The 18,961-nt window shown below is 69.0% G+C and carries 18 protein-coding genes and 1 tRNA gene; 7 read left to right on the top strand and 12 right to left on the bottom strand.

Annotated features, from left to right (window positions below):
• The first annotated feature begins 32 nt into the window (after window positions 1-32).
• The 3 genes from J7E45_RS06605 to J7E45_RS06595 all read left to right on the top strand — a co-directional run bounded on the left by J7E45_RS06605 (window position 33) and on the right by J7E45_RS06595 (window position 1,880).
• Window positions 33-1,040 (top strand): LacI family DNA-binding transcriptional regulator, encoded by a 1,008-nt coding sequence (locus tag J7E45_RS06605; RefSeq protein WP_215068009.1) that lies wholly within the window; start codon window positions 33-35, stop codon window positions 1,038-1,040.
• Between the two features lie 118 nt (window positions 1,041-1,158).
• Entirely contained in the window at window positions 1,159-1,500 is a 342-nt protein-coding gene (locus J7E45_RS06600) for a type II toxin-antitoxin system RelE/ParE family toxin (RefSeq protein ID WP_215068007.1), read from the top strand.
• Window positions 1,497-1,880: a helix-turn-helix domain-containing protein gene (locus tag J7E45_RS06595; protein ID WP_215068005.1), complete on the top strand. Its 384-nt coding sequence runs from the start codon at window positions 1,497-1,499 to the stop codon at window positions 1,878-1,880. The genes J7E45_RS06600 and J7E45_RS06595 overlap by 4 nt, the downstream gene beginning before the upstream one ends.
• Window positions 1,881-1,966: 86 nt before the next feature.
• Here the strand turns inward: J7E45_RS06595 and J7E45_RS06590 are convergent, their stop codons facing one another.
• The 5 genes from J7E45_RS06590 to J7E45_RS06570 form a co-directional block, all read right to left on the bottom strand.
• A complete protein-coding gene (locus J7E45_RS06590; protein ID WP_215068003.1) occupies window positions 1,967-4,561 on the bottom strand; it encodes an alpha-L-rhamnosidase in 2,595 nt (864 codons plus the stop codon).
• A 44-nt stretch (window positions 4,562-4,605) separates the two neighbouring features.
• Entirely contained in the window at window positions 4,606-6,219 is a 1,614-nt protein-coding gene (locus J7E45_RS06585) for an MFS transporter (protein ID WP_215068001.1), read from the bottom strand.
• Entirely contained in the window at window positions 6,216-6,941 is a 726-nt protein-coding gene (locus J7E45_RS06580; RefSeq protein ID WP_215067999.1) for an ion channel, read from the bottom strand. Before J7E45_RS06580 ends, J7E45_RS06585 begins: the two co-directional genes overlap by 4 nt.
• Window positions 6,938-8,407, bottom strand: coding sequence for a DUF2252 domain-containing protein (locus J7E45_RS06575; RefSeq protein WP_215067997.1), 1,470 nt, complete (start codon window positions 8,405-8,407; stop codon window positions 6,938-6,940). The genes J7E45_RS06580 and J7E45_RS06575 overlap by 4 nt, the downstream gene beginning before the upstream one ends.
• A 169-nt stretch (window positions 8,408-8,576) precedes the next feature.
• Window positions 8,577-9,287 carry a potassium channel family protein gene (locus tag J7E45_RS06570; protein WP_215067995.1) on the bottom strand — a complete coding sequence of 237 codons (711 nt, stop codon included), beginning with the start codon at window positions 9,285-9,287 and terminating at the stop codon, window positions 8,577-8,579.
• A 186-nt stretch (window positions 9,288-9,473) separates the two neighbouring features.
• Here J7E45_RS06570 and J7E45_RS06565 point away from each other — a divergent pair.
• Together J7E45_RS06565 and J7E45_RS06560 are read left to right on the top strand one after the other, a co-directional pair.
• A tRNA-Ser gene (locus J7E45_RS06565) sits at window positions 9,474-9,562 on the top strand.
• A 58-nt stretch (window positions 9,563-9,620) separates the two neighbouring features.
• Window positions 9,621-10,295: a haloacid dehalogenase type II gene (locus tag J7E45_RS06560; protein WP_215067993.1), complete on the top strand. Its 675-nt coding sequence runs from the start codon at window positions 9,621-9,623 to the stop codon at window positions 10,293-10,295.
• A gap of 24 nt (window positions 10,296-10,319) precedes the next feature.
• On the opposite strand, the gene J7E45_RS06555 is transcribed toward J7E45_RS06560, so the two are convergent.
• The 3 genes from J7E45_RS06555 to J7E45_RS06545 form a co-directional block, all read right to left on the bottom strand.
• Entirely contained in the window at window positions 10,320-10,835 is a 516-nt protein-coding gene (locus J7E45_RS06555) for a hypothetical protein (protein WP_215067991.1), read from the bottom strand.
• Window positions 10,836-10,941: 106 nt separating this feature from the next.
• On the bottom strand, window positions 10,942-12,000 hold the full coding sequence (locus J7E45_RS06550) for an LLM class flavin-dependent oxidoreductase (RefSeq protein ID WP_215067989.1): 1,059 nt from the start codon (window positions 11,998-12,000) through the stop codon (window positions 10,942-10,944).
• A gap of 25 nt (window positions 12,001-12,025) precedes the next feature.
• Window positions 12,026-12,691 carry an NADPH-dependent F420 reductase gene (locus tag J7E45_RS06545; RefSeq protein ID WP_215067987.1) on the bottom strand — a complete coding sequence of 222 codons (666 nt, stop codon included), beginning with the start codon at window positions 12,689-12,691 and terminating at the stop codon, window positions 12,026-12,028.
• A gap of 117 nt (window positions 12,692-12,808) precedes the next feature.
• On the opposite strand from J7E45_RS06545, the gene J7E45_RS06540 reads away from it, so the two are divergent.
• A complete protein-coding gene (locus J7E45_RS06540; protein ID WP_308162068.1) occupies window positions 12,809-13,153 on the top strand; it encodes a helix-turn-helix domain-containing protein in 345 nt (114 codons plus the stop codon).
• 145 nt (window positions 13,154-13,298) lie between these two features.
• On the top strand, window positions 13,299-14,162 hold the full coding sequence (locus J7E45_RS06535; protein ID WP_215067985.1) for a GyrI-like domain-containing protein: 864 nt from the start codon (window positions 13,299-13,301) through the stop codon (window positions 14,160-14,162).
• A gap of 26 nt (window positions 14,163-14,188) precedes the next feature.
• On the opposite strand, the gene J7E45_RS06530 is transcribed toward J7E45_RS06535, so the two are convergent.
• The 4 genes from J7E45_RS06530 to mmsA are packed head-to-tail and all read right to left on the bottom strand — an operon-like array spanning window position 14,189 to window position 18,897.
• Window positions 14,189-14,968: an ATP-binding cassette domain-containing protein gene (locus J7E45_RS06530; protein ID WP_215067984.1), complete on the bottom strand. Its 780-nt coding sequence runs from the start codon at window positions 14,966-14,968 to the stop codon at window positions 14,189-14,191.
• Window positions 14,965-16,143, bottom strand: a complete 1,179-nt coding sequence (locus J7E45_RS06525) for an ROK family transcriptional regulator (protein ID WP_167634101.1) — start codon at window positions 16,141-16,143, stop codon at window positions 14,965-14,967. The genes J7E45_RS06530 and J7E45_RS06525 overlap by 4 nt, the downstream gene beginning before the upstream one ends.
• A 37-nt stretch (window positions 16,144-16,180) precedes the next feature.
• Window positions 16,181-17,359, bottom strand: coding sequence for a multiple monosaccharide ABC transporter permease (gene mmsB, locus J7E45_RS06520; protein ID WP_029263765.1), 1,179 nt, complete (start codon window positions 17,357-17,359; stop codon window positions 16,181-16,183).
• Window positions 17,356-18,897 (bottom strand): multiple monosaccharide ABC transporter ATP-binding protein, encoded by a 1,542-nt coding sequence (gene mmsA, locus J7E45_RS06515; RefSeq protein WP_029263766.1) that lies wholly within the window; start codon window positions 18,895-18,897, stop codon window positions 17,356-17,358. Before mmsA ends, mmsB begins: the two co-directional genes overlap by 4 nt.
• Window positions 18,898-18,961: the final 64 nt, after the last annotated feature.

Here is an 18,961-nt window from a genome sequence, read left to right as displayed (position 1 = left end):
GCGGACAGCATCCGAAGCGACGAGGAGCAGCAGTGGCAGTGAGTGTGCGCGACGTCGCAGCGGCGGCAGGTGTGTCTGTCGGAACGGTGTCGAACGTCCTGAACCAACCGGACAAAGTCGCGGCGACGACGGTCGAGCGGGTGCAGGCGGTGATCGCCGAGCTCGGTTTCGTGCGCAACGATGCAGCCCGCCAGCTGCGCGCCGGTCGCAGCCGCAGCATCGGGCTGATCGTGCCGGACGCGGGCAACCCGTTCTTCGCCGACGTCGCCCGTGGCGCCGAAGCGCGCGCCGACGACGACGCGCTCGCCGTGCTGCTCGGCAACAGCGACGAGAACCCCTCGCGGGAGGACAGCTACCTCGACCTCTTCCGCGAGCAGCGGGTGAACGGTGTGCTGATAACCCCCGCATCCGAAGACAGCGACAAGCTGCTGCGCGTGCAGGCGTCGGGCATCCCGGTGGTCCTGGTCGACCGTGAGGTGCCGGGGTCGGCGTTCTGCTCGGTGTCGGTCGACGACGTCGAGGGCGGATTCCTCGCCGCCCGGCATCTCCTGCAGATCGGACGGCGTCGTCTCGCCTTCGTGGGTGGCCCGGAGGGGATCACCCAGGTCGCCCAGCGCCTCGAAGGCGCTCGCCGAGCGGTCGCCGAGGTCTCCGATGCGACGCTCGAGGTGATCCGGATGCCGGCGCTCACGGTGCTGCACGGACGCGCTGCCGGCGAGGAGATCGCCGCGCGTGCCGGGGGAGAGCGTCCGGATGCGGTCTTCGCTGCGAATGACCTGCTCGCGGTGGGGATGCTGCAGGCGCTGACCCTCTTGCGCACGATCCGGGTGCCGGAGGACATCGCGCTGGTCGGCTACGACGACATCGACTTCGCGACCGCCGCCGTCGTGCCGCTGACGTCGGTGCGCCAGCCCGCCCAGCTGATCGGGCGCACCGCGGTCGAGCTGCTGCTGCGGTCGATCAGTGATCCCGACGGCGAGTATGAGCGCCGGGTGCGGTTCCGCCCCGAGCTGGTCGTGCGGCAGTCGACCGGAGGCTGACCTTCAGGCAGCCCCCGGCGGTCAGCCGACTGGGGAGTGGATCGCGCACGTGCTCCTGCTACCTCGCGAACATCGTCAACACTGATCGAATCTATAACGCTGGTGTTATACTTCGAGTGTGTGGAAAGTTGTCGATCACCCAGAGGCGACCGCGGAGTACTCGGCTTTGAACGCCCGAGAGGCCGTCGCCATCGATAACGCCGTGGAAAAACTCCGCGTCGTGGGGGCGAGCCTCGGATATCCGCATACCAGCGATGTCAAGAACACTCAGAAACTCAGAGAACTCCGGCCCCGCGCTGGACGAAGCCCTGTGCGGGCGTTCTACCGGCAGATCGGCGACACCTTCGTCATAGGGGCGTACGGACCGGAAGCCGAGAGCAACCCCAAAGGCTTCAAGCGGGCCTGCGAGGACGCCGTGAGAAGACTCAACCAGATCACCGTGACGAAGGGATCATCATGAACTTGTCGGACCTTCAGGACCACCAGGCTGTCCGCGATGCTCGCCGAGCATCGGATCCGGAGTACGCCGCCGAAGCGGCCCGCACCAAGCTCGCCGACGACGTCAGCGTCGCTGTCGTTCGCTACCGTGAGGAGCACCGCCTGTCGCAGACGGAGTTTGCGCGCCGGCTCGGCTGGAAGCAGCCCCACGTCGCCCGTCTGGAGCGCGGCGACGTCACCCCCTCTCTGGAGTCCCTCCAGCGGTTGGCTCGCGCCGGCGTGATCGAAGTGCAGGTCAAGCGGCAGGGCACGATCGTGAAGAACGCTGACTCAGCCGGTTCGGTGATCCGCAAGCGCAATCCGGAGAATCACGTGAAGCGGCTCGCCAGCTCGACCGCCTGAGCAGGTATGAGCGCCGGGTGCGGTTCCGCCCCGAGCTGGTCGTGCGGCAGTCGACCGGAGGCTGACCCTCGGCTCACGGCCGGCAGTCAGCCCGACAGCGGCACCGAGCGCGCGTGTGAGCCGTGCCCGAGTTCCTCGACGTCCGAGCCCAGAAGGTCGAGCTCGGCGGTCGCACCGACGGGCACGACGAGGTCGACCTGCAGTTCGTCCTGCTCGACGCGCCACGAGATCGACGCCTTGCCGTACGGGGTGAGCTGTGTCGCCGACGCATGGGTCAGCCCGCCCCCTGGTCGGGGCGCGAACCGGATGCGTCGGTAGCCGGGCTCGGCGGGGGCGAGCCCGGCGACACTGCGGTGCAGCCAGTCGGCGACCGCTCCCAGCGCATAGTGGTTGAACGAGGTCATGGTCCCGGGGTTGACCGAACCGTCCGGAAGCAGTGCATCCCACCGCTCCCAGATCGTCGTCGCGCCGTGCACGACCTGATACAGCCAGGACGGGCAGTCCTTCTCGAGCAGCAGGTCGTATGCGGTGTCGACGTGGCCGGTGAGGGTGAGGGCGTCGCACACGAGGGGAGTGCCCACGAAGCCCGTCGCGATGCGGTTGCCGTCGGCATGGACGAGTTCGGCGAGACGATCACCCGCTTTCGCGCGCTGGGCAGGGTCAGGGAGTAGATCGAACGCGATGGCGAGAGCGTAGGCGGTCTGCGCATCCGAGGGCATCGTGCCGTCGGGCTTCACATACGCGGCACGGAAGGCTGCTGCGACCTCCGCGGCGAGAGCGGCGTACCGGTCCGCATCCGCTGAGCGGTCGAGCACGCGAGCCATGTCGGCGACGGCGCGCGCCGATCGCGCGAAGTAGGCGGTCGCGACCAGATAGCGGTCGGTTCGCCCATTGCCCGGGTCCTGCGGAGGAGCTGCGGGGTCGAGCCAATCGCCCAACTGGAAGCCCTCGTTCCACAGCCGGTCGGGGCCGGCGACCGATTCGATCTTGTCGACCCATCGCCGGGCGCTCTCGAACTGGGCAGCCAGAACGCCAACGTCGCCGAAGCGCTGGAAGAGAGTCCAGGGCAGCAGGGTCGCGACGTCACCCCACGCGGCGCCGGGCCGGATCGGATCCCACACCTTGTGGGTCGGGATGACGGGGACGAACCAGGGGACCGTCCCGTCGGGCAGCTGGTCCGCCTCCACGTCGCGCAGCCAGCCGGAGAGCATTCCCGAGACGTCGAACAGTGTCGACGCGGTCGGGCCGAACACCTGGATATCGCCCGTCCACCCGACGCGCTCGTCGCGCTGCGGACAGTCGGTCGGGATGTCGACGAAGTTGCCCCGCATGCCCCAGACGACGTTGCGGTGCAGCTGCTCGACCAGCGGGTCCGAGCAGGCGAACCAGCCGGTGCGCTCGAGGTCGGTGTGCAGCACGCGCGCGGTGAGCGCGCCGGCGGCGGCATCCGCATCGAGGTCGCCCGGCCAGCCGTCGACCTCGACGTAGCGGAAGCCGTGGAACGTGAACCGCGGCTCCCACTCCTCGCCGTCGGGGCGCCCGGCCAGCGTGTAGTGGTCGGTGGCGCGGGCGCTGCGCAGGGGACGCGTGTAGATCTCGCCTTCCTGCAGCACCTCGGCCGTGCGGAGCGTGACGGTCGAGCCCCGCGGTCCCGTGACGCGTATGCGCACCCGTCCGACCAGGTTCTGACCGAAGTCGAGGACGCGTGCCCCGCTCGGTGACGTGAGCATGGCGATGGGCGCGACGTCTTCGGTCACTCGGACGGGTGGTCCGGTCGGCGCCACGAGGGTGTGCGGGTCGCGATCGCGCACGGTGACCGGCATCCAGCCTCTGTCGTCGAATGCGGCGGTAGACCAGCCCGGCAGCTCCTGCCTCGCGTCGTGGTCCTCCCCGTCGTAGATGCCGGAACGGAGGATCGGGGAGGGCGCGCCCTTCCAGGTGTCGTCCGTCGCGAGGGTCTGACGTGTTCCGTCGGTGTAGGTGATCTCCAGCTGACCGAGGAACGACAGGTCCCCGCCGAAGATGTTGCGGCGACCGCCCCGCCAACCGAGTCGACCTCGGTACCAGCCGTCGCCGAGCCAGGCTCCGAGCGCGTTCTCGCCGTCGCGCAGCAGGTCCGTCACGTCGTACGTGTAGTAGCGGAGTCGTTCGCGATAGACCGTCCAGCCCGGTGAGAGGGTGTCGGAGCCGACGCGGATGCCGTTGATCTCGGCGTCGTACAGGCCGTGCGCGGTGGCGTACAGCCGCGCGCGGGCGATCTCGCCGTCGATGAGGAATCCCCGCCGCACGAGAGTCGCCCGACGGGCATCGCTCTCCGGGTTCTCGTCGAGCTCCAGCCCGACCGGCCTCGCGGACCAGTCCTCCGGGTGCAGCAGACCCGTCTCCAGCCACGTCTCCGGGCTCGGATCAGACCAGTTGCCATCGGCACCCTGCACCGCGACGCGCACGGCGACGCGATCGCGAGAATTGAGCGCGCGGCTCGGCCAGGGCACCAGCACCTGCTCGGCGGAGGCGACCTCGACGGTTTCCTCTCCCGCGGGACCGACCACGGTGATCGCGTACGCCTGCTGGCTCCAAGCCCGGGGAGCGTCGCTGAGCGTCCAGCTCAGTCGCGGGCGGGATTCGCCGATGCCGAGTGGCTCCCGGTGGTGTTCGATGCGCGGCGCGGAGACGGTCGTCATGGTGTTCATCCTTGCGGATGCCCCTCCTCGCGCCCGCTCTGGCTTCAGGCCGCCGTCTCTCGACGGGGTCGATGCACGTCCTTCGCGCTCGGTATCCCCTTCGAGAAGAGCAGCGAGAAGAGGCTGATCAGGATCAGCCCGAAGAAGGCGATGCGCAGCGACGACAGCTGAGAGTCGCGGTAGACCGTCGCGAGGGTGTCGGCATCCGCGTCGCTCAGGCCGGCTTTCTCGGCGATGGCGGCGACGTCCGCGGCGGGCACGATCGTCACGCCGTGCTCCGTCGCGGCTGCCACGGTCGTCTTCGTGGCGTCGGGCAGGTCGCTCGCCGCCACCCCCGAGGCGAACGACGTCGACAGCGCCCCGATGAGGATCGAGCCGATGAGCGCCGTTCCCAGCGACGAGCCGAGGTTCTGGAACACTCCCTGCAGGCCGCCGACCTCGCTCGTCTCCTTCTCGGTCACACTCGACATGTTCACGTTGCCGAGCTGCGAGGCGAGCAGTCCGAGCGCGGCGCCGGAGAGGAACATCCCGGTGGCGAAGAATCCGCTGCGCAGATCGCTGGTGGCGGAGCCGAGCAGGATGAGCGCGCTGACGACGAGCACCAGTTGACCGATCCGCACGATCGTGCGCGGAGACAGCATGCGCGAGAGCCGGGTGCCGACGACGGAGAACAGCACGAGCGCGATCGACAGCGGGAAGATCCGGATTCCGGTCTCCAGAGCGTCGAGTCCGAGCGTCATCTGCAGGTACACCGGCACCATGAAGAACAGGCCGGCGGTGACCGTGTACTGCGCACCGAGCACCGACAGCCCGCTGCGGAGGGAGCGGATCGCGAACATCCCGACATGCACGAGCGGCGCGCGGCCGCTGCGTTCGAGGCGCCGCTGCCGGGAGAGGAACAGCGCGAGCAGGACGACCCCGAGCACGATCAGCCATGCGGCGGGGGAGATACCCAGCGGCGCGATGACGACACCGCCGACGACGGGCGGATTCAGCGGAAGGACCCATCCCCACGTCTTGCTCTGCAGCATGCCGAACACGACGGCCACGAGTCCGAGCGAGGAGAGCGCGACGCTGAGGATGTCGATGCGCACACTCTGCCTCGGCGTCGGATCCGTGACGATCCGCGCGCACAGCACCACGCCGATCATGATGAAGACCTCGGCGACGAAGACATAGCGCCAGTCGAGATACGTCGTCACGAACCCGCCGATCAGCGGCCCGGCAGCGACGGCCGCCCCGGAGACGGCGCCGATGATCGCGAACGCCGTGATCCGCTCGCGACCGCCGTAGTTGTCCGCGACGAGCGCCGCGATCGCCGGGATGACGAGCACGGCACCGAGTCCTTCGATGATCGACCAGCCGAGGAACAGGAACTGCACGTTCGGACTGAGTGCCGTGATCAGCGAGCCGGCGGCGTATACGCACGACCCGATCACGAACGCCCTGCGGCGCCCCCACACGTCGCCGAGCTTCGCCCCCAGCAGCATGAATGCGGCCATCGTGAGCGTGTAGAAGGTGATGGCGCCCTGCATCGCGGCGACGGTGGTGTCGAGGTCGGTGACCACGGTCGAGATCGAGACGTTCATCACGGTGCCGTCGAGGACCATCACGAACTGGGCGGATCCGAGGACGGCGATGACGCCCCATCTCTTCATGACGACTCCTTCGACGGTGCAGCGGGGGCGGCGGCGATCGCGCCGGCGCCGCGCATGATGCGCGCGACGGCCGTGATGAGGAATAACTGACCGGTGATCGCCTCGGCGACGGCGACCGCCTGGGACGCCGCATTCGCGGGAATGAGGTTGCCGTAGCCGGTGGTCGTGAGCGTCGTGAAGGAGAAGAAGAGCTGGTTGGCGAGGGAGTCGTCGTCGGGGCCGCCGAACATCGGCTCGGGGGAGACGAGGGAGAGCAGGTTGAAGACGAAGGTGAAGAAGAGACCGACCAGCACATAGGCGGTGACGGCCGCCAGCAGTGCCTCGGCATTGAGCCCGCGGCGCTTCACCTGGTCCCCGATGATCGCGACGGGGGATGCGAGCAGCGCGATCATCGTCGCCGCGGAGAACGCGATGTCGAGGATGTGGCCGCTCGCGCCGAGGAGCGTCGCCACGACCGTGGCCACCCCGGCGGCCGACAGGATCACCCACGCCACGTGCTGCACCATGCGGGGCGCGTCGGTGACCCGGAAGACCACGGCGACCGTCATGAGGGTCACCAGGAAGGCCCACGGGCTCGGGTTGGGGCCACGCTGCGTGGCGCACAGCGCGTACGACACGACGACCAGGGCGGCGACGACCGCATACCCGGATGCCCCGCTGAAGAGCAGATCTGGGCGCCGTTGCTCGACGCGGGACCTCGCTGTCCGTGCGGACGCGCTCACCGTCCCGGCTCCCCGGTGCCCATGGTCCGCAGCCGTCCGGAGGCGCGGGCAGCGAGGAAGGTCGCGTAATCCTCCTCGTTCTGATCGGCGTAGGCGTCGGCGAAGGCGCAGATCGCCTCTTCGAACGCCCGGCCGCGGCCGAGGTAGCCGGCTACTTCGAGGCGGTCCCCGCTCCTCGCGTGCCCGCGTGCGAGGGTCTCGCCGCAGATGCGCGCGTAGAGCGCAGCCCCTCTCGGGGTCATCGTCTCCGGATCGATCCCGCCCTTCCAGTCGTGGAGCTGGCGCACGTAGAAGTCGCGCGTGACGCCGTCGGGGCCGGTCACCCGCTGCCAGCCGAGGAAGAGGTCGCTGGCTGCCTGCATGAGCCGTTGCCCGCGCACGACGCGTTCTCCCTCGCTGTCGTGCGTGCCCGGACCGAGGAATCGTGCGAGTACCGACGGTTGTGCGGTCTTCGCCTGCAGCAGCAGCGGATCCCTGTCGTCTCTGCCGCTGAGGAGGATGACCCAGGCGCGCGTGCCGACGCTGCCGATCCCGCCGACCGTCCTGGCCATGTGCCGATAGCGGTACTCGGAGATCGGATGCCGGTCGCCCGGCAGCGTGTCCTGATACGCCGCGAGGAGATCGCGCATGATGCCGACCTCGTCGAGATCCTGAACGGCTCCGGGGAGGAGATCTTCGACGGGCGTCACCAGCGGCGGGTTCGGGATGATCCTCAGCCGGCCGTCCACGACATGCACCAGCTTCGCGAACGAGCGCATCCGGTGGCGCTTGCGCGCCTTCTTCACGGCGGCATCGAGTCGCGCGACCGTCTCGTCGTCCGCGCGTCGCCGGTCTCGTTCGGCACGGATGCGTCTGCGTGCGCTGTCGGCGTCGAACCGGTCGTACCAGGCGTCGAGCACCGGGGCGTCGGCCGCTCGCCGCATGGTCTTCCGATACCCGATGACCGAGGCGCGGACGCACGCCTCGATCTCGGCCGCCGTGAACCCGCGATGGCGTCCGGCCACCGCGAAGCTCGTCACCAGCCGCTTCAGGTCCCACTCGAACGGCCCGGGGAACGTCTCGTCGAAGTCGTTCATGTCGAAGAGCAGCCGACGCTCCGGCGTGCCGAACAGGCCGAAGTTCGACAGGTGGGCGTCGCCGCACAGCTGCACGGTGATGCCGGTATGCGCCGCGGTGGCGAGGTCCGACGCCATCAGCAGTGCGGAGCCCCGGAAGAAGGCGAACGGCGAGGCGGACATCCGCTCGTATCGCAGGGGCACGATGTCGAGATCGCGGGTCGTGGCCTGCCCCTCGAGCAGCGCGACCGGGTCGGGACGATCCGCGCCCGGAAGCCACGGTCCTTGCTGTGAGCGGGGTGCGCGGGTGCGCGCGTCGCGGCCGCGGTTTCGGCGGACGACGAACTCCGGCGCGACCGCATCCGGCGCCGCGAAGTCGTCGCGCCCGTCGGCGTTTCGGTCACTGGCCATGTCGCACCTCGCACCCGTCTGATGACGGCGCGGGATCCGGGTGACCGGGGCGGATCCCCGGGGTCGGGTACGGGCGGCGTCGCATCGCTCATCGTGGCAGTGCGCGACAGGCTCGACGTGGTGCACGTCACCCTTTTCGGGCGAGGGCGTGGGGCGGACCGCCTCGCCTTCAGGCGTCGCTGGTCGTGGCGCGCTTCGCGCTCGCGCCCCGCATGATCCGCGCGACCGCTGTGATGAGGAACAGCTGACCGGTGATGCCCTCAGCGACGGCCACCGCCTGGCCGCCGGTGCCGACCGGCACGAGATTTCCGTAACCGGTCGTGGTGAGCGCCGTGAACGAGAAGAACAGTTGATTGCCGAGCGAGTCGAGGCTCTCTTCACCGAACAGCGGATCCGCGGAGATCTGCGACATCAGGTTGTACACGAAGGCGAAGAACATGCCGACCAGGATGTAGGCGGTGATCGCCGCCAGCAGCGCCTCCAGATTGAGGCCGCGCCGGGTCACCTGGTGGGCGATGACGACCCACGGGGCGACGAGCAGTGCGATCATCGACGCGGCCGAGAGTGGGATGGCGAGCAATGGTCCTTCGAGTCCGAACAGGTCGGCGATGACGGCGGTGACCCCGGCGACGGAGAGCACGACCCAGGAGACCCGCTGCACCATGCGTCGGGCCCGGGTCACATGAAAGACCATGGCGACCGTCGCAAGCATGGGGAGGAAGGCCCACGGGCTCGGGTCGGTGCTGGGCTGTATCGCGCACAGGCCGTACGACACGATGAGCAGGACGAGGACGATTCCGTACCCGAGAGCGCGGTCATCCCACCGTCGGCCGGCCTGACCTCGTTCGCGCTGTTCGTCCACCGCTTCTGTCAGGGGCATGGCGACTCCACTTCGGTGCGGTGGACGCCGTCGTCCACGATGTGCGGCCAGTATCCCAGCGCCGGGGCGCATCCCCTCTCAGGGCACGTGCGCGTCGGCCGGAAGGGGAACCGCGGCCCCGGTTCGAGACTGCCCGCCGAACCCGTTATGATGGCTGAGTGCATCCGATCTTCGGGTCGGATCCACGGAGACGTCGCATAGTCCGGCCGAGTGCACCACCCTGCTAAGGTGGAGTCCCCTCACGGGGACCAGGGGTTCAAATCCCCTCGTCTCCGCACTTTCTTTCTTCGCTTGCGGCCCCGGTCGTCTATCGTTCACGGCAGACTCGAGAGCATGTTCCGCGACATCACGACTGTCGTCTTCGACGTGCTCGGCACCCTCGTCGACGAACCCCGCGGCCTTCGCACCGCCATCGTCGAAGCGGCGGGTCCACCCTCCGACTCCGAGGCGCTGCTCGGCATCTGGCAGGGTCACATCGAACGCGAACAGGCGCGCATCGGGCGGGGCGAACGCGACTACGCCGACACCGAGACTCTCGATCGCGAGGCAGCGCTGCAGGTAGCTGAAGCGGCGGGGCTCGACGACCAGGCTCGCATCGGCCGCCTGGCAGCCGCGGCTGAGCGGCTTCCGCCCTGGGATGACTCCGCCGACGGTGTCGCGCGACTCGCGCAGAGGTTCCGCGTGCTCGGGCTGTCGAACGCGACGACGAAGACGCTGCATCGGCTGGGAGCGCACGCCGGCCTCGAATGGGATCTGGCGCTGTCGGCGGACGCTGTCCGCGCCTACAAGCCTGCCCCCGAGGTCTACACTCTGGCGGTGGAGGCGGCGGGCGGTGATCCGTCGCGAGCGCTGATGGTCGCGGCCCATGCCTGGGATCTGCGGGGTGCGCAGGCAGTGGGAATGCGCACCGCATACGTGCGACGCCCGGTGGGGGACCCGCCGACTCCGACAGACGCGTTCGACGGTCGGTTCGACGGACTGCACCAGCTCGCCGCCGCGCTCATCTAGAGCGCTGCGTATCGATCCGCTTCTTCAGCAGCAGCAGCTGCCCGCCGAGCGTGCGCTGCCGATGGGGTCGACCTCCGTCGACTCGTCCGCGATGCCGAAGCGGATCAGCGCGCGCGGGTCGAAATGGTCATCGGGCGGTGCGACAGCGGGCGCCGCTGTGTGGAGAAGGGTGAAGTCGGCCGCCGCGCCCACCACCAGCAGGGCCCCGACCGGGAAGCAGTCGATCACGACGTGGAACTCGTTCTCGCGCTGCTGCACGGTCAGCCCGGAGATCGACCAGGCGGTGAACTCGTTCGCCGTCGGCGTGCTGCGCCAGTTCTGCTGCACCACGCCGGTCACCCGCAGCAGCGCGGTGGTGCCGCGCAGACGTGTCGACTGTCCCAGCTCCAGGAGCACACCGACGGTTCCGCCGAGCACATCGACGAGGATGCGGGTGATCTGCGCGCCGACGAGAGCATCCGTGCTCAGGAACGGATTCTCCTCGTTCGGGAGCGCCGGAAGCTCGCCGCGTACGCCGATGAGCAGGTCGTTCACGTTCATGCCTAATCGCTCTCCCCAGAGATCCCCCGACCACTCGACGATATGTGACCGCGGTTCACAAACTCTGAGTGCCGCGTGTGAACGGAGCTCGGGAGGGAGCCGGGGCTCAGGCGATGTCGGCGATCTTTCCTGCGAGCAGTCGCTCGACGCGCGGCGCGACCTCGGTGGCGAGCAGGGTGAGCGATTCGAGGAAGTGCTCCTGGGGGAGGCCGCCGATGTCCATCTGGAGGAAGTGCCGCATGTGTCCCATGTGCTGCTGCAGGTGCACGATGCGCTGTGCGATCTCGTCCGGATCGCCGACGTAGTACGCGCCACCCGGCTGCGCCTGGGCCTCGAAGGCTCTCCGCTCGGGTGGTGCCCAGCCGCGCAGTCGCCCCATCTCGACGTTCAGGTTGTGCCAGCCGGGGTAGAACCGCTCCATCGCCTCCTGTTTGGTGGGGGCGATCAGGCCGAGGGCGCCGACCGACACCTTGATCTCGTCGCCCGTATGCCCGGCCTGTGCGGCCGAGCGGCGGTAGAGGTCGGCGAGGGGAGCGAACCGGTGGGGTTCGCCGCCGATGATCCCGTATGCGATCGGTAGGCCCAGGCGTCCGGCGCGCACGGAGGAGGCGGCGTTGCCGCCGGTCGCGAGCCATAGGGGCAGTCGGCCGCGGACCGGCCGCGGCACCACGGCCAGCGCGTCGAGCGCCGGGCGCACGGTGCCGGACCAGGTGACCTCCTCGCTCGCGCTGTCGTTGATCGTCATCAGCAGATCGAGCTTCTGGGCGTAGAGGTCGTCGTACTCCCGCAGGTCGTAGCCGAACAGCGGGAAGGTCTCGACCGAGGACCCGCGCCCTGCGGTGATCTCCACCCGACCGCCGCCGGAGACGGCATCCGCGATCGCGAACTGCTGGAACACGCGCACCGGGTCGTCGGTGCCGATGATGCTCGCGCCGCTGCCGAGGACGATCCGCTTCGTCGCGGCTGCTGCGGCCGCGATGACCGTGCCGGGGGAGGACGCCGGCATGCTGACGGTGTGGTGCTCGCCGACGGCGAAGTAGTCGAGGCCGACCCGGTCGGCGTGCACGATCGCCTCGTGCAGGTTGCGGATGGCCTCCGCGGTCGTGCGCGGGCTGCCGTCGTCGTTCAGGGGGGTGTCGCCGAAACTGTAGGCGCCGATCTGCATGGGAACTCCTGTCTGAGGGGGGTGGTCAGGCGCGGGTGGCGCCGGTGAGGGATGAGGTGCCGAGGTGTCGTGCGGCCTCGCCGGCGAGGCCGGCCGCGTCGTGGTGTCCGCCGAAGATCGCGGTGCCCGGCTGGAGCGCTGCACCGGTGCGCAGGGGGCCGGTGACGACGGGGTCGAAGCCGATGCGATCGATCAACTCGGCGACCGCACGCACCGCCGTGTCGTCGTCGCCGGCGATGCCGAGGGCTCGACGATCCGGGTGTCCGCCCGAACGACCGTCGACCTCGAGGAAGTGGTACCCGATGTGGTTCAGCGTCTTCACGACCCGCGCGCCCGCGAAATGCTCCTGCACGATCACGCTGGTCCCGTACGGCGCGGCATCGAAGTCGTCGAGGCGCCCGTCTGTCGGCTCCCAGTGGTTCATCGTGTCGACGACGACCTTGCCGTCGAGCAGCGCCGAGGGGATGGACCGGAACCGGTGCAGCGGCACGGCCACGATGACGATCTCGCCGTGGGCGGCGGCGTCTTCCGCCGAGGCGGCCCGCGCGCCGGGCGCCACCACTTCGACCAGGAGCTCGATGTCGGATGCGGGGCCGGAGGCCGCGATAGCGACGTCGTACCCCGCCGCGATCGCGGAGCGGGCGATCGCCGTTCCCACCCGTCCTGCTCCGAGTATGCCGATCCTGTTCACCGCGCGTCCTCCGCCTTCCGATCTCCCGACGCTCGTGCGTCTGGATCAAGCTTCGAAGAGTCGCCCCCGTCCCGCGAGTGTACGGTAAGCTGCTTACTAATAGTTAGGGGCAGCGCTGTGGAAGAGATCGTGCACATCGACGAGGAGGAATGCCGTCGCTTCCAGGCGTCGGCGGAGCTCGCGGGGCGCAAGTGGAACGCGGCGATCCTGCTCGCCGGGGCGCGTGGCGCCCGACGCTTCTCGGAGTATCACGCCCTCATCGACGGCATCTCCGACCGGCTGCTCTCCGCGAGGCTCAAGGAGCTCGAGCGCGAGGGGCTGGTCGTCCGCGACGTGCAGCCGACCACTCCCGTGACCATCAGCTACGTGCTGACCGAGTCGGGGCATCGCCTGATCTCGCTGCTGCACCCGCTGGTGAACTGGAGCCGCGCCCACGACGCGCGCGCGGCCGTCACTCGATAGTCGCACTCCGCGGTCGGCACCGACGGTGTCACGTCCCTCCGATATCCTCGGGCTGCTGCACCGGAACGAGCCGATCGCATCCGACCGGAGAAGTCGGGTTCCGATGGCTCGGGCGCGGCGACGATGGTGGGGAAAGGAGGACCTCATGATCGGAACGCTCAACGCCCTGGTCGACCGCGTCGAAGCCACTCGCTCCGACGAGATCGACGTCGCGGGGTTCGCACGCGAGCACGGCACGACCGAATACCACCTGCGTCGGATGTTCTCGGCGCTGGCCGGCATGCCGCTCTCGGAGTATGTGCGGCGCCGTCGCATGACGCTCGCCGGCGCGGAACTCGCCGCCGGCGCCTCGAGTCTGCTCGATGTGGCCGTGCGCCACGGATACGGCTCGGTCGAGGCTTTCGGCCGTGCCTTCCGAGCGGTGCACGGCATCAGCCCGGCCGACGCGCGCCGAGATGGGGGTCCTCTCCGTACACAACCCACGCTCCGGTTCCGCCTGAGCGTCGAAGGGAGCACCCCGATGGACGTCACCATCACCCACCGTCCCGCGTTCGTCCTCGCCGGTCACGCCGCCGAGGTCCCGCTGATCCACGAGGGCGTCAACCCGCACATCCAGGCGCACCTCGCCGCGATCCCGCCTGAGGAGCACGCGCGCCTCAAGGCACTCGCCGACGCCGAACCGGCCGGGATCCTCGCGATCACCGCCGACGTCGAGCCGGATGCGCCGGAGGGCACGCTGCTCACGTATCTGCACGGCGTCGCACTGCAGGACACCACCGCGGTGCCCGAGGGTCTCGATTCCCTGCGCCTCGACGAAGGGTCCTGGGCGGTCTTCGCCGCGCGGGGTCCGTTCCCGGCGACGCTGCAGAACCTGTGGGCGGCCACGGCGACCGAGTGGTTCCCCTCGAACCCGTGGCGGCTGCGGCCCGGCCCCTCGATCGTGCGCTACCTCGAATTCACCGGCGACTTCGCGTCGTGCGAGCTCTGGCTGCCGGTCGAACAGGGCTGAACCCGGGTGCCCCGCGTTGACGTCGATCAGCGCGGGGCATCGCCCTTCCTCGGCGGGCGATAGGTGCCGATGATCGCGGCGATGAGGTCGGAGTATGCGGCATCCTGGCTCGAGAAGCTGCCGTTGTTGCGGCCGTGCCGCAGCACCTCGACGCGGTCGGACACCGCCTGCACGTCGGCGATGTTGTGACTGATGAACACGACGCCCAGACCGAGCTCGCGCAACTGCTCGATGTGGGTGAGCACGTCGGCGGTCTGCGCGACGCTGAGCGAGGCGGTCGGCTCATCGAGCACGACCAGCCGGGGCTGGCTGATGAGGGTGCGCGCGATCGCCACGGCCTGTCGCTGGCCGCCGGACAGGGAGTTGAGCGGCGTGCGGGTCGACGGGATGTTGGCCGCCAGATCGGTCAGCGCCTGCCGGGTCGCATTCTCCATCTCGCCCTCGCGCAGCATGCCCTTGGAGGTGCGCAGCTCGCGTCCGAGGAAGACGTTCGCCGTGACGTCGAGGTTCTCGCAGACGGCGAGGTCCTGGAAGACCGTCGCGATGCCGAGTCGGTTGGCCTCGGCGGGGGAGGAGATGTCGACGCGCTCGCCGTTGATGCGGATCTCGCCGGAGGTCGGGGTGAGAGCACCCGCGATGACCTTGGCCAGCGTCGACTTGCCCGCGGCGTTGTCGCCCACGAGGCCGACCACTTCACGGGCGTTCACCGTGAGGTCGACGTCGGTGAGTGCTTCGACGGCGCCGAAGCGCTTCGTGATGCCGCGCAGGGTGAGCAGCGGCTCCGCCTGCGACGCCGAGAGAGTCATGGGCGGCCCTCGAGAAGCTGGGAGGGATCGGTCGACTGGAGGATGTGGATGGTCGCGCCGACGAGCACCGTGTCCTTGCCGAACGACGCGGGGATCGGCTCGCGGCGAGGAGCGCGGCGCTGCGGCGCGTGCTCGCGCAGGGCGGCGGCGAACGGCAGCAGGAAGACCGGGCCGGCGTCGGTGAGCTCGCCGCCGATCGTGATGATCTCGGGGTCGAGCGTCTGACAGACACCCGCGACCACGCGGCCGAGCGTCGTACCCGCGTCGGACACGACCCGAGCGCAGCCGGGGTCGCCGGCGGCGGCGCGGGCGATGACGTCCTTGAAGGTGACCTGGCCGTAGGCGGCCCGCAGCGGTGCCGTGACCGCCTCAGCTCCGACGACGGTCTCGAGGCAGCCGCGCTGACCACAGGGGCAGATGGACCCGGTGGGATCGACCTGCACGTGCCCGATCTCACCCGCCGTGCCGCCGCGTCCGCGGTAGAGCTTCGAATCGATGATCACGCCGGCGCTCGTCGTGTACGAGGCGTTGACGAACAGACTGTCCGAGACGTCCCGAGCCGTGCCGAGCGTCGCCTCGGCGAGCGCGGCGAGGTTGGCGTCCTTCTCCACCAGCACCGGGCATCCGAGGCGCTGCTCGACGACCGCGGCGATGGGCTGCGATTCCCACCGCCGCATGACGCCGGGATAGGCGACCAGACCGGTGTCGGGGTCGATGGGCGCCGGAATCGCGATGCAGAGGCCGATCAGCTCATCGGCCTGCGCCGCGATCATGTCGAGCATCTCGATGATGAGGAGCGTGATGCGATCGAGCACCGTGTCCTCGGCGTGGTCGGCGGGCAGCGGCATCGACCGGTCGGCGAGCACCGACTGCCCGACGTCGTTGAGACGCACCCGCATGCTGCGGCTTCCGATGTGCACGGCGGCCACCAGCCCGGCACGCCGGGCGATGGTGACGAGCTGTGCGCGACGGCCACTCCGCGAGGTGGGGTGGGTCTCCACCAGGCCCGAGAGCGAGAGCTCCTTCACGATCGCCGACACCGTCGCCGTCGACAGGGTGGTCGCTTCGGCGAGCTCGACCTGGGTGAGCCCGCCGAAGCGCTTGACCGCGTCGACGATCTTGGCCGTGTTGGCCTCGCGCAATCCCGATTGGGAACCGCTCGACCATCTGCTCATAGCGGGAGCATATCGCGTGGGATCGGCACGGCCGGGGTCAGCGTGCGGCACCCGCCCGACGCTTGTTCCAGACGTCGAACGCGACGGCGATCAGGAGCACCAGGCCCTTCACGACCTGCTGCGTCGCCTGGTCGAGTCCCATGAGCTGCATGCCGTTGCTCATCACCGCCATGATCAGACCGCCGACGATCGCTCCGCCGACGCGCCCCACGCCACCGGTGACGGCGGCGCCGCCGATGAAGCAGGCAGCGATCGCGTCGAGCTCGAACATGTTCCCGGCTCCCGGCTGTGCGCCGTTCGTGCGTGAGGAGAAGACGACTCCGGCGACACCGGCGAGCAGTCCCATGTTCACGAAGATCCAGAAGTTGACCCGGCGCACGTTCACGCCGCTCAGCAGGGCGGCGTGCAGGTTGCCGCCGATCGCGTAGACGTGACGCCCGAACACGCTCTTCTGCGTGATGACCGAGTAGGCAATGATCAGCACGGCGAGGAGGATCAGCACGAAGGGGAGACCGCGGCTGGTGGACAGCTGGTAGCCGAACCACATCACGACGGCGGCGATCAGGGCGATCTTCAGGATGAACCAGCCCAGCGCCTCGACCGACTGCTGGTGCGCGACCTTCGAGCGTCGGCTGCGCACCTGCCACACCGCATAGCCGCCCACGCCGATGGCGAAGATCACGAGGGTGAACACATCGACCCCGTAGCCGCCGAAGAGTCCGTTGAAGAATCCGTTGGCTATCGAGTAATAGGTGCCGCCGAAGGGCGACAGCGAGACGTTGCCCAGCACGATGAAGGTCAGGCCGCGGAAGAGCAGCATGCCGGCGAGCGTCACGATGAACGCCGGGATGCCGACGAACGCCACCCAGAAGCCCTGCCATGCCCCGACCAGGAGGCCGACCACCAGCGCGGCGATGACGCCGACCCACCAGGGCAGCTGCATCCGGATCACGAGGACCGCGGCGGTGGCACCCGTGAGGGCGACGACCGAGCCGACCGAGAGGTCGATGTGACCGGCGATGATGACGATCACCATGCCGATCGCGAGGATCAGGATGTAGGAGTACTGCAAAACGATGTTCGTGAGGTTCCCCGGGGAGAGGAACGTCGGGTTCAGGATGGCGAAGAAGGCCACGATCGCGATGAAGGCGACGAGGATGCCGCTCTGGCGCAGGTTGCGCGTGGCGAGGCTCAACAGGTTGGTGACGCCGGTCATCGTTCGGCCGTCCTTTCGACAGTCATGAGTTGCATGAGGTTCTCCTGGGTGGCCTCGGCTGCCGGCAGCTCGCCGGTGATCCTGCCGAAGGCCAGGGTGTAGATGCGGTCGCAGATGCCCAGCAGCTCGGGCAGCTCGGACGAGATGACGAGCACGCCCTTCCCCGCCGCGACCAGGCGGTTGATGATCGTGTAGATCTCGTACTTGGCACCGATGTCGATGCCGCGCGTGGGCTCATCGAGGATCAGCACGTCGGGCTCCGTCTGGATCCACTTGCTGAGCACGACCTTCTGCTGGTTGCCGCCGGAGAGGTTGCCCACGAGCTGGAGCACACTGGGCGTCTTGATGTTCATCTCGGCGCGGTACTGCTCCGCGATCCGGAGTTCCCGGTTCGCGTCGATCCAGCCGCCGGGGCTGATCATCCGCAGTGACGCGAGGGTGATGTTGTGGCGGATGTCGTCGATGAGGTTCAGCCCGAACTTCTTGCGATCCTCGGTCGCGTAGGCGATCCCGGCGCGGATGGCGGCGCTCGTGGTCGACGTGTCGACCTCTTTGCCGCGGACGAGGACTCGTCCCTTCGCGTTCCGCCCGTAGGTGCGGCCGAAGACGCTCATGGCGAGTTCCGTGCGTCCGGCGCCCATCAGCCCGGCGATGCCGACGACCTCTCCCGCGCGCACGGTGAGGGAGGCGTCGTCGACCATGATCCGTCCCGGCTGGGTCGGGTGATGCACGGTCCAGTTCTCGATCCGCAGCACCTCCTCGCCGAGTTCCGGCACCCGCTCCGGGAAGCGGTGGGCGAGGTCGCGCCCGACCATGCCGCGGATGATCCGGTCCTGCGTCGAGGCCGGATCGCTCATGTCGAGCGTTTCGATGGACCGGCCGTCGCGGAGGATCGTCGTGCGGTCGGCGATCGCGTCGATCTCGTTGAGCTTGTGCGAGATGATGATCGACGTCATCCCGCCGTCGCGCAGGCGCCGGAGCAGGTCGAGCAGGTGCGCCGAGTCGGTGTCGTTGAGCGCGGCGGTCGGCTCGTCGAGGATGAGCAGGCGCACGTTCTTCGACAGTGCCTTCGCGATCTCGACGAGCTGCTGCTTGCCCACGCCGAGCTGGCCGACCGGCGTGGCGGGGTTCTCGTCGAGACCGACCTGGGCGAGCAGCTGCGAGGCCTCGGAGTTCGCTCGGTCCCAGTCGATGAGCCCGCCCGCCCCCCGACGCTCGTTGCCGAGGAAGATGTTCTCCGCGACGCTGAGGTAGGGGATCAGCGCGAGCTCCTGATGGATGATCACGATGCCGACGTGCTCGGAGTCGCTGATGGATCCGAACTTCGCCTCCTCGCCCTCGTAGACGATCTCGCCCTCGTAGGCACCGTGCGGGTAGACACCCGACAGCACCTTCATGAGAGTGGACTTCCCCGCGCCGTTCTCGCCGCAGATCGCGTGGATCTCGCCGCGGCGGACATCGAGGTCGACGCCCTGGAGCGCCTTGACGCCGGGAAAGCTCTTCTCGATCTCCCGCATCTGCAGTACCGGTGTCGTCATGAACCGGCTCCTTTCCGTCGAGAGGGGCGTGACGTCGTGTCGACGTCACGCCCCGGAGCGATGA

Origin of the sequence: Microbacterium sp. ISL-59, assembly GCF_018613945.1 — a bacterium.
GTDB classification, from domain to species: domain Bacteria; phylum Actinomycetota; class Actinomycetes; order Actinomycetales; family Microbacteriaceae; genus Microbacterium; species Microbacterium oxydans_B.
The sequence above is the reverse complement of the archived record's forward strand: the minus strand, read 5'-3'. Positions and strand labels throughout refer to the sequence as shown.